At 55.1% G+C, this 15,185-nt stretch carries 11 protein-coding genes; 4 read left to right on the forward strand and 7 right to left on the reverse strand.

Annotation, left to right across the window (positions count from 1 at the left end; translation table 11 throughout):
* The first annotated feature begins 55 nt into the window (after window positions 1–55).
* Together KUC_RS08195 and KUC_RS08200 are read left to right on the forward strand one after the other, a co-directional pair.
* Complete coding sequence (locus tag KUC_RS08195; RefSeq protein ID WP_141243408.1) at window positions 56–1,150, forward strand: efflux RND transporter periplasmic adaptor subunit; 1,095 nt, start codon at window positions 56–58, stop codon at window positions 1,148–1,150.
* Between the two features lies 1 nt (window position 1,151).
* Complete coding sequence (locus KUC_RS08200; RefSeq protein ID WP_007112703.1) at window positions 1,152–4,196, forward strand: efflux RND transporter permease subunit; 3,045 nt, start codon at window positions 1,152–1,154, stop codon at window positions 4,194–4,196.
* A 305-nt stretch (window positions 4,197–4,501) separates the two neighbouring features.
* Here the strand turns inward: KUC_RS08200 and KUC_RS08205 are convergent, their stop codons facing one another.
* A complete protein-coding gene (locus KUC_RS08205; protein ID WP_040479934.1) occupies window positions 4,502–5,017 on the reverse strand; it encodes a hypothetical protein in 516 nt (171 codons plus the stop codon).
* Between the two features lie 483 nt (window positions 5,018–5,500).
* Between KUC_RS08205 and KUC_RS08215 the strand changes: the two genes are divergently transcribed.
* The gene (locus KUC_RS08215; RefSeq protein WP_244264779.1) at window positions 5,501–5,740 is read left to right on the forward strand and encodes a hypothetical protein; all 240 of its coding nucleotides are present in this window, start codon (window positions 5,501–5,503) and stop codon (window positions 5,738–5,740) included.
* A gap of 55 nt (window positions 5,741–5,795) precedes the next feature.
* On the opposite strand, the gene KUC_RS08220 is transcribed toward KUC_RS08215, so the two are convergent.
* The 5 genes from KUC_RS08220 to KUC_RS08240 all read right to left on the reverse strand — a co-directional run bounded on the left by KUC_RS08220 (window position 5,796) and on the right by KUC_RS08240 (window position 11,957).
* On the reverse strand, window positions 5,796–6,680 hold the full coding sequence (locus tag KUC_RS08220) for an ABC transporter substrate-binding protein (protein WP_007112706.1): 885 nt from the start codon (window positions 6,678–6,680) through the stop codon (window positions 5,796–5,798).
* 168 nt (window positions 6,681–6,848) lie between these two features.
* Window positions 6,849–8,192, reverse strand: a complete 1,344-nt coding sequence (preA, locus tag KUC_RS08225) for an NAD-dependent dihydropyrimidine dehydrogenase subunit PreA (protein WP_007112707.1) — start codon at window positions 8,190–8,192, stop codon at window positions 6,849–6,851.
* Entirely contained in the window at window positions 8,189–9,568 is a 1,380-nt protein-coding gene (locus KUC_RS08230; RefSeq protein ID WP_007112708.1) for an NAD(P)-dependent oxidoreductase, read from the reverse strand. The genes preA and KUC_RS08230 overlap by 4 nt, the downstream gene beginning before the upstream one ends.
* Window positions 9,569–9,602: 34 nt before the next feature.
* Window positions 9,603–11,042, reverse strand: a complete 1,440-nt coding sequence (gene hydA, locus KUC_RS08235) for a dihydropyrimidinase (protein WP_007112709.1) — start codon at window positions 11,040–11,042, stop codon at window positions 9,603–9,605.
* A 48-nt stretch (window positions 11,043–11,090) separates the two neighbouring features.
* Window positions 11,091–11,957, reverse strand: a complete 867-nt coding sequence (locus KUC_RS08240; RefSeq protein WP_007112710.1) for a nitrilase-related carbon-nitrogen hydrolase — start codon at window positions 11,955–11,957, stop codon at window positions 11,091–11,093.
* Window positions 11,958–12,541: 584 nt separating this feature from the next.
* Here KUC_RS08240 and KUC_RS08245 point away from each other — a divergent pair.
* Entirely contained in the window at window positions 12,542–14,059 is a 1,518-nt protein-coding gene (locus tag KUC_RS08245; protein ID WP_007112712.1) for an NCS1 family nucleobase:cation symporter-1, read from the forward strand.
* Window positions 14,060–14,095: 36 nt separating this feature from the next.
* Here KUC_RS08245 and KUC_RS08250 read toward each other — a convergent pair whose 3' ends face one another.
* The gene (locus KUC_RS08250) at window positions 14,096–14,998 is read right to left on the reverse strand and encodes a LysR family transcriptional regulator (RefSeq protein WP_007112713.1); all 903 of its coding nucleotides are present in this window, start codon (window positions 14,996–14,998) and stop codon (window positions 14,096–14,098) included.
* Window positions 14,999–15,185: the final 187 nt, after the last annotated feature.

Consider the following 15,185-nt stretch of genomic DNA (forward strand, 5'->3'; position numbering starts at 1 on the left):
TGCTATCTCTCGCCCGATGACCATGCTGAGGGCAAACCTTGCCAAGGAGTTCGCCGTGCCCGTTACTTTTACTCGTTTATTGCCAGGGCTTTTGGTCTTGCTGTTTTTGGCGGGCTGCGATCCCTCCCAGGCGGAGTCGGAAAGCACATCACGCCCGGTCAAGCTGGTCACCCTGGAAGCGGGAAACGCCACGGCGCTGCGGCAGTTTCCAGCGCGTGTGGAGGCGACGACGCGCAGCAATTTGTCATTTCGTATGGCGGGCGAGCTACTGGAGCTTAATGTGAGCCCCGGCCAGCGGGTGAACGAGGGCGAGGTGATCGCCCGCATTGATGATCGTAATGTTCAAAGCGAGTTGGATAGCGCCCGCTCGCGTTTGGAGCTGGCCAAGGCAATGCTTGAACGCATGCGTTATACCCTGGAACGCGGCGCGGTCAGTCAATCCCAGTTTGATGAGTCGCAGAGTGAGTGGCGGGCTGCCCGAGCTACGTTTGAACAGGCTCAGGAGCAGGTCGAGCATACAAAGCTACGCGCCCCTTACGACGGTGTGATTGCCCAAGTGCCGGTGGATAACCGCCAGATTGTTCAGGTGCAGGAAACGGTGGCGGTGATTCAGCAACCCGGGCAGTTAGACGTGGTGTTTCATCTCCCCGAACAAATTGTGCAACGCATGCCGCGCAACGATGGCACACCCTTCGGTGATGCCCTGGCGTTCGAGGTGCGCTTTGGCAATAGCAATACCCCTTACCTTGCCCAGCTAGCCGCCTACACTACCCAAGCCAGCGCCCAGAGCCTGGCCTACGAAATCACGCTGACGCTGCCACAGCCTGACGATATCACCTTGCTGGATGGTATGAGCGCCAACGTACGCTTGGATTTAAGCGCGTTGCAAACCGAGAATGGCGCCCCGCTTTGGCGCCTGCCGCCTGACGCGGTGAGCTATGCCGGTGATGATCCCGACCAGGCTCAGGTATGGCGATTCGTCGAACCGGGAAATGTTGAAGTGGTACCGGTGGACGTGGGTCGATTAACCTCGAACGGCCTGGAGGTCAGTGGAGAACTGGCGGCGGGTGATCGCATTGTGGCTGCCGGCGCCCACCGTTTAACCGCGCAGACCAGGGTCACGCCGTGGGAAAAAGAGCAGGGACTTTAAAATGGTCGACTACTTTCTACGCCATCGAGCGGCCAGCTATTTAATGACCGTGGTGCTGCTGGCGGGCGGCGCGCTATCGTTTTTAGGCATGGGTCAACTAGAGTTCCCCGAATTTACCATTCGCAATGCGCTGATCACCACGCAGTACCCCGGTGCGACGCCTGAAGAGGTCGAGCAGGAAGTTACCTCGACACTCGAAGAGTCGATCCAGGAGATGCCATCAATCAAGCGGGTAAGCTCGGTGAGTTCTGATGGTCTTTCGCAGATCACCGTTGAACTCGAAAGTACGGTGCAGAACGAGGAGTTGGAGCAATTATGGGATTCGCTGCGCCGCAAAGTACAGGATGCCCAGGCCGCGCTCCCGCCAGGGGCGAGCCAATCCCGCGTTAACGACGACTTTGGCGATGTATTTGGTTTTATGGTCAACCTGACGGGTGATGGCTATAGCATGCCGGATCTGGCTGACCACGCTGATTTTCTCAAACGCGAACTCGCTCTGGTGAAGGGTGTCGCGAAAGTGTCGCTAAGCGGGGAGCATGAAGAGCGCATCTATATCGAAGTTGATCGCGAACGCCTGAGCGCGCTGAATATTCCGCTTACCCGGCTACAGCAGCTGCTGGATACCCAAAATGCGGTGGCAGATTCTGGGCATCTCAAACAGGATGGTCGTCGCTTCCGCATTACGCCGACAGGTAGTGCAGCGAATATTGACGATCTGCGTGCCCTGATTGTCAGCGAGGGCGACGGCGAGCTGGTGCGGCTGAGCGATATTGCCGATGTGAGCCGCGAGCTGACGGAGCAGCCCCAGCAGCTTTACCGCGATATGGGTAGGCCGGCTATCTCGCTGGGCGTCTCCTTTGAAAGCGGTGTGAACGTGGTTGAAGTGGGGGAACGGCTACAGCAGCGTCTGGCTGAACTGCAAAACCGCACGCCACTCGGCATGGAGCTAAACGTCGTTTACAACCAGCCCCAGGTGGTCGACGACGCGGTATCCGGTTTCCTGGTTAGCTTGATCCAGGCGGTGGCCATCGTGATCGTGGTGCTGATGCTGTTTATGGGGTGGCGCAGCGGGTTGTTAATGGGCTTTATCCTGCTGATCACCATTATCGGCACCTTCATGCTGATGCGCATTCACGGTTTGCAGCTGGAAAAAATCTCGCTGGGCGCGTTGATTATCGCCCTCGGCATGCTGGTGGATAACGCCATTGTGGTCACCGAAGGCATGTTGGTGGGGTTAAAGCGCGGTAATACTATTCGCGATTCGGCGCACCAGGTGATTCGCCAAAACGCCTGGCCCTTGCTGGCGGCCACGCTGATCGCGATTGCGGCCTTTGCGCCCATCGGTTTATCGCCCGATACCACCGGCGAGTTTATCGGCTCGCTATTTTTCGTGCTGCTTTACTCGCTGCTGTTGAGCTGGATCACGGCGCTGACGTTAACGCCGTTCTACTTCAAGCTGTTTTTCCGCAACATTGCCCCCGGCGATGGACAGGAAGACCCCTACAAAGGCGTGGTTTATCGTTTTGTAGGACGCGTCATTATCGCCGGGATTCGCTGGCGCTGGTTAACCTTGGCGCTGATGGTGGCAATATTGGCTGGCGCGGTGGTCGGCTTTGGTTCGGTCAAAAATGCTTTCTTCCCGGCCTCTAATACGCCGATCTTTTTTGTCGATTACCGCATGCCTGAAGGCACCGATATCCTCGAAACCCAGCGCCGTGTTAGCGAACTGGAAGAGAGTGTGAGGGCGATGGACGGCGTTCGCCACCTGACCACCACCGTGGGTGGTGGGGCGCAGCGCTTTACCCTGACCTATTCGCCGGAAGATCGTTACGCAAGCTATGCGCAGTTGATTGTCGAAACCGACGATAAAGCGACCCAGCACGACCGCATGGCCGACGTTGAGAAAGTGCTGGAGCGTGACCATAGCGATATCGACTATAAGATCGCTCCGCTAGAAGTTGGCCCAGCGCCAAAAGCCAAACTAGAGGCACGCTTTTACGGCAGCGATCCAGCGGTGCTACGCCAGTTGGGCGATCAGGTGGAGGCCATGTTCCGTGATACGCCGTACATGACCAGCGTGCGCACCAGTTGGCGTAACCGCGTGCAGGTGATTGAGCCCATCTTTCTTGAGGATACCGCGCGCAGGTTGGGTGTCTCCCGTGAAGACCTGGCCAGCACTCTTGCCCTGAGTACCAGTGGCAGTCAAGTGGGTGTGTATCGCGATGGCAGCGACTTGATACCGATAGTGGCGCGGGCAATTCCAGAGCAGCGTCACGATGTGGATAACCTTGGCTCACTCAATGTGTGGAGCGACGAGCAAAGCCGCTATATCACCGCCGACCAAGTGATCAGCGATATCACCACCCAGGTGGCCGATCCGCTGATTATGCGCCGCAATCGCGAGCGCATGCTGGCGGTGTACGGCGAGCCAGATCCGTTAAGCGGGATAACCGCCGCCAGCGTAATGACCGACATTCGTCCAAGGGTCGAGGCCTTGGATCTCCCGGCTGGCTATCGGTTGGAGTGGGGCGGTGAATACGAGACCTCTGGCGAAGCGCAAAGTGGGCTATTCGCTTCACTGCCACTGGGCATCGTGATGATGTTTATTCTCACTGTGGTGCTGTTCAATAACTTCCGCCAGCCGCTGGCCATTTGGTCACTGGTGCCATTAACCATTATTGGCGTAGTCGGCGCGCTGTTGCTCACTGGTATGCCGTTTTCATTTATGGCACTGCTAGGCACGCTAAGCCTGATCGGTATGGTGATCAAAAATGCTATCGTGCTGGTTGAGGAGGTCAACGTGCAGCTACCGCTGCATCAAGACCGCTACCATGCAGTGGTGCGGGCGGCGGTTAGTCGGGTTAGGCCGGTGTCGATGGCCGCGCTGACCACCATGCTGGGGATGATTCCGCTGATTGGCGACGCCTTCTTCGCCAGCATGGCGGTTGCGCTGATCGGTGGTCTAGGGGTCGCCACGCTGTTAACCCTAATTGTGCTGCCGGTGGTTTATTGCGTGCTTTACCAGATCAAGGTCCACGCCGACTAGCCGTGAGCGTTTAGTTCAGCGTAAACCAAACCATGGACTACCTTCGCAGGCTCGCACTGCACAAACCGTTCCTATATCGCCATGAAAAACACCCCAAAAGTTGGATGGGCGTCCAACTTTTGGGGTGCAGTTCACAAGCACGGGCTTTTTTTGCAACGCAGAACTACTTTGATATCTTTAACAATCTACCTTAAACTTTGATTTAAATTTCTTATAAATAAATTGAAACTAGTTATCATAATGCGAATATCTCATGATAGGTCTGATTGGTATCGCTCGGCCACCTTCAAAGCTTGATGGGCTCCTCAGCTATTAGAGACATTTTTTGTTTCACCGTGGGTATTACTTACAGCACTTAAGGCACTAATAAGTTCATCGAATGCACCTTTTTCTGGGAACATCATGTTGGTGAAACGAATTTTCCCTTTCGCATGCTGGACGGTAATAATTCGCGACGACTGAATTTTCTGGACACTGACGTTTTGAACTTCACTAAATGGAACTTCTACAATATTAGCCGAAAGGTTCGAAGCAGGAGCGCGAATGCGTCCAGCACCAATTTCCACATAACGCTCTCCAAGTGTTTTTGTCCAATATACTGCATAAGCTGTTGCCGCAGAAAAAGCAATACCAATCCAGCCCAATATATTTAAAATAAGTGCGGCGTCCACTTTCATCCGTACCATTAGTCTTCCGATACTATGACTGCGGACAGGCTGTTGGGCTATGTAAAGGATTAAGATGCTCATTGCGAGGAATATAGCAAAGCATATTAAAAACAAGCCCAACCGTGGTTTATATTTAAATTGTTTAATATTCATTTATTTTTCCTTACAATCCAAAAACAGTCACGTAAATCTGCTCATCGTCAGTTACTTCGACGGTATACGTGACCGGAAACTTTGTTGCTTGATTGAATGAGAGTTCTGCAGCGCAATTGAGCGCACCTGTTTTTTCATTTTCATCCGTTGTACGGATTGCATTCAACGACAAGTGAGTCGCATTAGCGTCCTCCTGTCCCCATACCTTTGTTAGTTCATCATTGGTGATCTCTAAGACTAGATCTGTCACTTGAGAGTCACTACACCCAGGCACATTGTTCGAGCAAGCAGAAATAAGGCCCAAAGTAGATAGCGCTAGTCCACAATATATTTTATTAATAAATCTCATTGATTTTTGTCTCTACAATCTAAGGCTTGTTGATATCTAAGTTAAGTTACAAAAGCTCTTATCGGCAAAGGGTAAATAAACTTAAGTACTTGAAGATTTATTTTTCTGAGCACGTCAACCAGGCCATTACCCAGATGGATGAAGTAACCCAGCAGAACGCAGCATTGGTTCAGCAGGCTTTGTCAGCGGCCAGTTCTCTGGAAGAGCAGGCGGCGCGGTTTGAAAGGGTTTTCCCTGCCTTTCGTTTAGCAGAAGGGGAGAGCCGCACACAGCATGCTCCCTTAATCTCGTCGAAGTCGCAGCCATCGGCGCTTATGCGCCCAGCGCTGAAGATGATTGGGAAGCCTTATGGGCCAACGATTCTCGTCGCTTAGGCTGCGTTACCCCCTCCGCCAATGTTGTAAGAGGGGGTAATAATGAAGTGAGCGCCTAGTTGCCTGGCGAGTTCAGCGCCGCAGAGACTTCTTCAATCTGCAGCGCTAGGCTATGAAGACCACCGCCAGAGAGATACCACAGCGTGGGTGTTAGCATGACAACACGCGCTTTCTCTACACCGGCGTCTGCAAGCGTTTGCGTTAAGGCATCAGCGTCGGCGGGTTCATCGCCAATCGCAGCGCTGCGATCAACCACTAGCACGACCTCTGGGTCAATTTCGCTAATTGCTTCAGGTGACAGCGGGGTAAAGGTGCGTGTACCGCGGGTTTCCGTTATTACGCTCTCTGGCATCTCAACGGCTGCTAAGCCCAGCACGTCGTGCACCACTGGGTGTTGATTCAGCATCAGGTTTCCACCGTTATGGGTCACAACCAGCGTGCGAGGAGCGTTGCTTAGCGCTTCGCGCTGGGTCTCTATCTCGGCGTGCAGCATTGCAAGTGCCTCTTCTGCTTCGCTTTCCGCTTCTAAACGATTAGCCAGTTCGCGCACGTTGGTATCAAAAGCCGCTAAATAGTCGTCACCCTGCAGGCTGGTGTTGAGCAGCGGGGCGATCTCGCCAAGTTCTTTTTCCCATTCGCCCTGGCGGCCGGTGTAGAGAATCAGGCTGGGCTCGCTTGCGCTGATGGCGTCCATATCCGGCGAGCGTAGGCCACCAATATCGGTGACATCATCGGTGGCATACTGCGCCAGATAGTCGGGCAGGCTGGCTTTCGGTACGCCTACTACCTGCTCGTTTAAACCGAGCGCATCTAGCGTATCCAGACTGCCTAAATCGAAGGTGGCGATACGCTGGTCGGCGTTGGCGGTAGCCGCCATTGATAACACCAGCATCGCGGCGAGCGGTATAGCAATGGCTGAGGTGAAACGCGAAGACGTCATAGGGTTTCCTTTTATGAGAAAATATTTTATATGCGATATTTTCTCATATTCTCAAGGAAAGCGTGACGTGTTGCCACTGAATAGAAGGAACAGTATGTTGCAGAAAACGCGACCGCCCTCGAAGAATGAGGGCGGCGGATAGTGTTGTGAGCAAATTAATAGATAGGTTTAAGAGGCGACCCGGAAAGGATTGCGCGGGTCGTTATCCCAGGCCAGGAAGGGTTGTCCGGTTTCCTGGGGCACCATGGTGATGCAGTTCTCCACCGGGCAAGTGATCTGGCACAGGTTGCAGCCCACGCACTCCTCTTCAATCACCTCATAACGGCGTGTGCCATCTTGTTCGGTGAGTTTGGCAATCGACTGGTGGGAGGTGTCCTCGCAGGCTATATAGCAGCGGCCGCACTCGATGCATAGATCCTGATCGATCTGGGCGATGGTTTTGAAGTTGATATCCAGATGTTTCCAATCGGTGGTTTGCGGGATCGCCTTACGCGAGAATGCCTCAATCGAGTCGTAACCTTTTTCCGCCATCCAGCGGGAAAGACCGTCCTTCATCTCTTCCACAATGCGGAAGCCGTTGAGCATTGCTGCGGTACATACCTGTACGCTGCCCGCGCCGAGGGCGATAAATTCTGCTGCGTCCCGCCAGCAGGAAATGCCGCCGATGCCGGAAATCGGCAGCGTTGGCGTCGCTGGGTCGCGGGCAATTTCCGCCACCATGTTCATGGCAATAGGCTTAACGGCACTGCCGCAGTAGCCGCCGTGGGTGCTCTGGTGGCCCACCGTGGGTTTGGCGACCATATTGTCCAGGTCGATGCTGGTGATCGAGTTGATGGTGTTAATTAGCGAGACCGCGTCGGCACCGCCGCGGAGCGCTGCCTGGGCACCCACGCGAATATCGGTGATGTTGGGCGTGAGTTTGACGATCACTGGCTTTGAGTAGTGCTTCTTGCACCAGTAGGTGACTTTTTCGATCAGGTCGGGGTTTTGGCCCACCGCCGCACCCATGCCGCGCTCTGGCATGCCGTGGGGGCAGCCCAGGTTTAGCTCGATGCCGTCCGCGCCGGTAGCTTCCACTAGCGGCAGAATATACGCCCAGGCCTCTTCATTGCAGGGCACCATGATGGAGACGATTAGCGCGCGGTCAGGCCAATCCTTCTTCACCTGGGTGATCTCTTTAAGGTTGATCTCCAGCGAACGGTCGGTAATCAGCTCGATATTGTTAAAGCCAATCACTTCACGGTTTTTGCCGTAGTGGGCGGAATACCGGGAAGAAACGTTCACCGCTGGCGGCTCTTCGCCGAGGGTTTTCCATACCACGCCGCCCCAGCCCGCTTCATAGGCGCGCACCACGTTATAGGCTTTATCGGTGGGTGGTGCAGAGGCCAGCCAGAACGGGTTGGGGGCTTTGATACCGGCGAAATTCACCGACAGATCAACGCCATTGACCACGCTGTCGCCGCTATTTTTCTTGCCTGGAAAAGAGAGGGGGGTAGAAGGTGATGTTTTCATGCGGCCTCCTGCTTGGCGGCGAGCGCTTGGTGAATGGCGTGAGCCGCCAACTTGCCGTGCTGCACGGCCTGCACGGTGAGGTCCTGGCCGGGTTTTACACAGTCACCGCCAGCGTAAACGTTGGGCAGCGAGGTGTGCAGCATGTCATCCACCTGAATACGCTCGCCGTCGCGTGCAAGCTCAGCGGCCGTGGCGTCGCTGAGGCTTGCGCTGTCAAAGCCCTGACCAATCGCCTTGAAGATGGCGTCGGCGGCAATCTCGAAGGTTTCGCCGGTAGCGGTTAACTGCCCCGCTTGTTCCCGTGTTTTGGCAAAGCGCATACCGGCCACCCGGCCTTGGCTGTCCAGCAGAATATCGTCGGGCTGTGCCCAGGTGATCATACGCACGCCGTTGGCCTTGGCGATCTCCTGTTCGTGGTCAGTGGCGGACATGGCTTCAACGCCCCTGCGATAGACCAACGTTACTTCGCTCGCCCCCAAGCGGGCCATTTGGGTGGCCATATCGATGGCGGTATTGCCCGCGCCAATCACGATGCAGCGCTTGGCCACGGCGAGGCTGCCCAGGTCGTCGGTCTGGCGCAGGGTTTTGATGTAATCCACAGCGGGCATAAGACCTGGCGCATCTTCGCCCGTTAGCCCCAACGCGCGGCTGGCACCCAGGCCCAAGCCTAGGAATACACTGTCGTATTGCTTGTGTAGCGTGGCGAGTTCGAGGTTATCACCTAAGCGCTGCCCGTACTGAATGTCGATGCCGCCGATGTCGAGCAGAAACTCGACTTCCTTACGGGCGAAGTCATCGGTCATCTTGTAGCGGGCAATGCCGTATTCGTTGAGTCCGCCGGGCTTTTGCTCGGCTTCAAAAATGCTCACCTGATGGCCGAGCATCGCCAGTCGGTGCGCACAGGAGAGACCAGCGGGGCCTGCGCCGACCACGGCCACATGACGGCCGGTGGATGCGGCGCGTTTAAAGGGATGGCCTTCGAACTGCATATGGTCAGTGGCGTGACGCTGCAGCAAACCGATCAGAACCGGCTGGCATTCGGCGTCGTGGTTGCGCACGCAGCTGCGTTCGCAAAGAATTTCTGTTGGGCACACCCGGGCGCAGCTGCCGCCCAGTATGTTGGCTTCCAGGATGGTTTCCGCCGCGCCGTTGATGTTGTTTTCGCTGATCTGGCGAATGAAGCTGGGAATATCGATTTCCGAGGGGCAGGCCTCCACGCAGGGCGCATCGAAGCAGTAGAGACAGCGCTGACTTTCGATCATCGCTTGGCGATGGGTCAGCGGCGGGTGCAGATCGCTAAAGTTGCTTGCCAGCGTATCCGGGTCGTAGGTGCCGACCTCTTTTGCGCTGGGTAGATGGTTCAGTGGGCTAGTCACAGTAGAGCCTCCGCTGTTGTTATTGGCACAGCTGTTATCTTTTTACGGCCATTGGCGCATTCAGCTCGGCGCGTTTGGCCAACAGCTCGAAGACACCGGGGTAGGCAGGGCGCTCCAGATAGCGGCCTGCGCCGCGCTCGGCACGTAGGTCGCCGTCGCGCCATACCCATTTGCCGTGGCTGATGGTGTGTCGGGCGATACCGCGTACCGTCTTGCCTTCGAAGATATTGAAGTCAACGTTTTGGTGGTGGGTTTTGGCGGAAATCGTCCGCGTGCCGTTTGGGTCCCACACCACGATGTCGGCGTCGGCACCCACCTGGATGGCGCCCTTACGGGGGTAGAGGTTGAAGATCTTGGCGGTGTTGGTTGACGTCAGCGCGACAAACTCCTGGGGCGACAGCCTGCCGGTGTTGACGCCTTCATCCCACAGCACGGCCAGGCGGTCCTCGACCCCGGCGGTGCCGTTGGGAATCTTGGTGAAGTCATCCTTGCCTGCGGCCTTCTGATCGGCACAGAAACAGCAGTGGTCGGTGGCGGTGGTTTGCAGGTTGCCCGACTGCAGCCCGTGCCAGAGCGCTTCCTGGTGGCCCTTGGGCCGGAAGGGCGGGCTCATCACATGGGCAGCGGCACGGCCCCAGTCGGTATCCTGGTAGACGCTGTCGTCGATCAGCAGGTGGCCGGCCAGACATTCGCCGTAAACCGGGTGGCCCTGCTGGCGGGCGTAGGCGATCTCATCCACCGCATCCTTGGTGGATACGTGCACGAGGTAGATCGGCGCGCCTAAGGTGCTAGCAATGCGGATCGCCCGGCTGGCGGCTTCGCCTTCCACCTGAGGCGGGCGCGAAAGCGGGTGGGCTTCCGGCCCTGTCATGCCTTGGGCGAGCAGTTTCTGCTGCATGTGATAGACCAGCTCGCCATTTTCCGCGTGTACTGTGGGAATCGCCCCCAGCTCCAGGCAGCGCGAAAAGCTCTCCACCAGAATGTCATCGGTGGCCATGATGGCGCCCTTGTAGGCCATGAAATGCTTGAAGCTGTTCACCCCGTGCTCATGCACAAGCGTGCCCATTTCCTCCCGCACGCTGTCGTCCCACCAGGTGATCGCCACGTGGAAGGCAAAATCGGTGGCGGCTTTTTCCGCCCAGCCCTGCCAGGTTTCGAAGGCTTCCAATAGTGACTGACCTGGCTGGGGGATCACGAAGTCGATGATCGAAGTGGTGCCGCCCGCCAGGGCCGCGGCGGTGCCGGTGTAGAAATCTTCGCTGGCCACGGTGCCCATGAAGGGCAGCTGCATATGAGTATGCGGGTCAATGCCGCCAGGCATCACCAGTTGGTCGCTGGCATCAATGGTTTCGCAGCCTGAGGGGACGTCTAAATCGGTGCCGATGGCGTGGATTTTGCCGTCCACACACAGCACGTCGGCCCGGTAGGTGTCAGCGTGGGTGACGACGGTGCCACCCTTGATCAATACGCTCATGTTTCGCTCCTGTTATTTTTTGCAGGCAGACGGGACAAGCCAGCAGAATCATTCACCGTCGGTGAGGCGGGTATAGGTTTCTGGGCGACGGTCGCGGAAGAACTGCCAGTTGTTGCGCACCTCGCGCACCATGTCCAAATCGATCTCGTGGACCAGCAATTCGTCTTCTGTTTCGCTGGCCTGGGCCTCGATCTTGCCGCGGGGGTTGACGATATAGCTGGAGCCGTAGAAATCGCCGATGTTCCAAGGCGCCTCGGTACCAACGCGGTTGATGGCGGCGATAAAACAGCCGTTGGCGGCGGCGGCGGCTGGCTGCTCCAGCTCCCACAGGTACTGGGAAAGCCCAGCCACGGTGGCGGAGGGATTGAAGATCACTTCAGCGCCATTAAGTGCCAGTGCCCGCCAGCCTTCGGGGAAGTGACGGTCGTAGCAGATGTAAACGCCGATCTTGCCGTAGGCGGTGTCGAACACCGGCCAGTTGGATTGGCCCGGCTTGAAGAAGAATTTTTCCCAGAACCCAGCTACCTGCGGAATATGGGTTTTGTGGTACTTGCCCAGGTAGCTGCCGTCGGCGTCGAACACTGCCGCCGTGTTGTAGTACACGCCAGTTTCGGTCTCTTCGTACACCGGCACGATAATGACCATTCGGTGCTCGGCGGCCAGTTTCTGCATCATCTGGCAGGTAGGACCTTCCGGCACCCGCTCGGCGGCGGCGTACCATTTGCCGTCTTGGCTGGGGCAAAAATAGGGTTGGTTAAATACTTCCTGGAAACACAGTACCTGTACGCCTTGATCCGCCGCTTGTTGAATCATCGGTAGATGCGCTTCGTTCATCGCGTCGCGAATGGCCGCGGGCTCTAGGTCGGTGCTGGTTTTCAGGCCCATTTGAATCAGGCCGATTTTCATCTTCTGCATAAGACACTCCCTCTGGTGTTTGATTCTGATTGTTGATTTGAAGCGTGTTTAGGCGTTGAGAATTAATATTATAAAGCTGACTAATGCGACAGCTTTTGTTGAAAGTATCGCTGGCTTGGTGGTTTTAGCAAGTCTTAAAATGCGATTCATACAGTCGCTTTTAACTCTTTGAGTTTGCTTGTTTTTATTGTTATGAGCAGTGGCATTCCCTTTTTTGGTGAACCCTTGCACCTTTTTGAGTGATTTATTTTTTACTTTAAAATCATACTGTTATTATATTTATAATGCGTGGTTGCTGTATTTTTTTGTTTAATATTGGTGCAAATATTTTTTTTGACCTAGCTTTGTCTAATCGGTTTTTGTTTTAAGTGGAAAGGGTAAAAAGATAACGAGCTAACAATAATATTGTTGTCCATAAAGACAGCTTTTTAATCAAAGAGTTAGTTGTCCTGCTTTTGTTGGTAGGCACACTTATTGCTTGGCTTTTAAAAAGATGGTTTTTAAAAGAATGATTTTTAAGCGTCTTTTGAACAGCTCCACTGATCGTGGGAGTGATGGGCAACGCAATGCTGAGGAGATAAAAAATGACCGAAACAACCTCTCAGATGGTGGATCGAGGTGGGCTAATAGAGCTTGATGTAGGAGACGATGTACGCAGTAGCTCGCGCTTTAATGAGGATATTGCGCCTACCCAGGCCAGCGAGCGTACTTGGAGTAAATGGAACATTGCCGCGCTTTGGGTAGGTATGTCGATCTGTGTGCCCACCTATACCTTAGGCGGGGTATTAACTGCCTACTTCGGCTTGAGCGTCGGGGAGGCCCTTTTCGCGATTCTTTTAGCCAATGTCATCGTGCTGATTCCTCTTACTCTAAATGCCTTTCCCGGGACTAAGTTCGGTATCCCCTTCCCGGTGGTGCTGCGCTCATCGTTCGGTATTTTAGGCTCCAATGTGCCTTGCTTGGTGCGCGCCTTGGTAGGCTGCGGCTGGTTTGGTATTCAAACCATGTTTGGCGGGTTGGCGATTCATCTGCTGCTTGCTGAGCTGATTCCTGCTTGGGCAGCGCTGGGTGGTTTGGGCGAGGTGATCGGCTTTTTTGTCTTCGGCGCGATGAATCTTTACGTGGTCATTCGTGGGGCAGAATCTATCAAATGGTTGGAGACCCTAGCGGCGCCTCTGCTGTTAGCCGTTGGTATTGGGCTGATGATATGGGCGTGGCCCAACATGTCGATGACCGAGCTGCTGGCACAACCGCCGTCGCGCCCGGAAGGGGCATCGGTGTACGGCTATTTCTTCGCGGGCTTAACCGCCATGGTGGGCTTTTGGGCCACGCTGTCGCTGAATATTCCCGATTTCAGCCGCTTTGCCAAAAGCCAAAAAGATCAGATTGTTGGCCAAGTGATTGGGCTGCCGCTAACGATGTTTTTCTTTGCCGCGCTTGGTGTGGTGTTAACCGCTGCGTCTGAGTCGTTGGTGGGCCAAACCGTTGCCGACCCGGTGCGTTTGATCGGCTATATCGACAGCCCCTTCTGGGTGGTACTGGCGATGCTGTTGATCATTATCGCCACGATCTCCACCAATACGGCTTCTAACATCGTTTCGCCTACCAACGATTTTCAGAACATTGCCCCTAAATTAATTAACCAGACCCGCGGCGTGCTAATGACCGGTGCGGTAGGCGTGCTACTGATGGGCTACGATTTGCTGCAAAAAGCGGGTGTTATTCCGCCAGGGGTTTCCCTTGAGCAGATGTACTCTAACTGGCTGCTGGGTTACTCCAGTCTGCTGGGTCCAATCGCGGGGATTATGGCGGTGGATTACTTCTTAATTAAAAAGCAGCGCTTGGATGTGCCCAGCCTGTATATGGATAGCCATGCTTATCCTGCGGTGAATATTGCCGGTTTTATCGCCTTTGGCGTGCCGGTGGCGCTTACTTTGTTGTCGCTGTTAACTGGCACTATGGATTGGTTCTACGACTACGGCTGGTTCACCGGCTCTGCGCTGGGGGCAATTGTTTACTACTTGGCAAGCCAAGTGTTGGCGTCATCGCCCCAGGCGGGCCCAGCGCCGATAATGGCCAATAAGGCAACGGAGCAGCGTTAAACAGTTTAAACCCGGCATTGCTGCCGGGTTTTTACCTTAACTGCTTTTGATTAAGCGCAGAAACGCATCAACAACGCGGTTAGGACGTCGGTCATGGCGGGTAATCAGTACAAACGGAATGCGATAGTGCTGCGTGGCGGTATGCAGCGCCCGCATCTTGCCCGCTGATACCCACTGAGCGGCTACGTGTTCAGGCAGGAAACCGATAAAGCGCCCTGTAAGAATCAAAAATGCGGCGCCTTCGCGGTCGGATGCTGAAGCACGCAGGTTTAGCGCATCATGCGCCTGGCGCGCCTCAACCGGTAGCGGATAGCGGGGCGAAATAGCCGAGTGTTGGGCGATATCTGCACAACAGAGCGTGTCATCGTCTTCTGAAAACAGCGGATGACCAGCCGCGCAATAAAGATACGAGGGCTCATCATAAAGGTGCCGCGCTTCTAAACTGGTGGGCAGGTTCACAGCAGGCACTACGCCGACGTGCAGGTGGCCATCCATCACGCCTCGAATGACCGCATCAGAAGGCTCCATATGAATATGCAGTGTGACCTCATGCGCCGGCGCGCTAAGCTCAGCCAAGGCATTGGTCACGTGCATGGCGGGCAGTGTCACCAGATTGTCGGTGATGCCGATATTCAGTTCGCCTTTAATCGTTTGATGCAGGGCATTAACGTCGCTTTTGAAGGTTTCAAGCGCGGCCAGTAGTGTCAATCCTGCCTGATAAATCTCTTTGCCTTCTTCGGTTAAACTAAACCCGCCACGCCCCCGCTGGCAGAGCGAAAAGCCTAGCCGTCCCTCCAAGTCGTTCATGTGCTGGCTAATTGCAGAGCGGCTAATGCCCAGCGTGGTTTCCGCCGCGGTAAAGCCGCCGCACTCAACAACCGTCTTAAAAATACGGATTAGTCGTATCTCGTAGTCGCTCATTTGGCCCAGCGATGCCATAACAATTCCCTGGTAGGTAGGCTATCAATGCATAACGTTACTCTTTTCAACGTATTAACGGCGATAAAAACTGATATACATCACAAAAGCATCGCTGCACTATTCTATTGGATAAAGCCACGTGTCAGCGCGTGCTATGTATTGTATCTGGTTACTCTTTACACTGTATCAGGTGCCCCGATGGGTT

The sequence above is a fragment of the Vreelandella boliviensis LC1 genome (genome assembly GCF_000236035.1).
In the GTDB taxonomy this organism is placed as follows: domain Bacteria; phylum Pseudomonadota; class Gammaproteobacteria; order Pseudomonadales; family Halomonadaceae; genus Vreelandella; species Vreelandella boliviensis.

Bases quoted from the DNA above. Each gene is read 5' to 3' on its own strand.
- KUC_RS08200 (WP_007112703.1), top strand. From the start codon at position 1,152: ATGGTCGACTACTTTCTACGCCATCGAGCGGCCAGCTATTTAATGACC.
- KUC_RS08250 (WP_007112713.1), bottom strand. From the start codon at position 14,998: ATGGCATCGCTGGGCCAAATGAGCGACTACGAGATACGACTAATCCGT.
- KUC_RS08205 (WP_040479934.1), bottom strand. From the start codon at position 5,017: ATGAATATTAAACAATTTAAATATAAACCACGGTTGGGCTTGTTTTTA.
- KUC_RS08215 (WP_244264779.1), top strand. From the start codon at position 5,501: ATGGATGAAGTAACCCAGCAGAACGCAGCATTGGTTCAGCAGGCTTTG.
- preA (WP_007112707.1), bottom strand. From the start codon at position 8,192: ATGAAAACATCACCTTCTACCCCCCTCTCTTTTCCAGGCAAGAAAAAT.
- KUC_RS08220 (WP_007112706.1), bottom strand. From the start codon at position 6,680: ATGACGTCTTCGCGTTTCACCTCAGCCATTGCTATACCGCTCGCCGCG.
- KUC_RS08245 (WP_007112712.1), top strand. From the start codon at position 12,542: ATGACCGAAACAACCTCTCAGATGGTGGATCGAGGTGGGCTAATAGAG.
- KUC_RS08240 (WP_007112710.1), bottom strand. From the start codon at position 11,957: ATGCAGAAGATGAAAATCGGCCTGATTCAAATGGGCCTGAAAACCAGC.
- hydA (WP_007112709.1), bottom strand. From the start codon at position 11,042: ATGAGCGTATTGATCAAGGGTGGCACCGTCGTCACCCACGCTGACACC.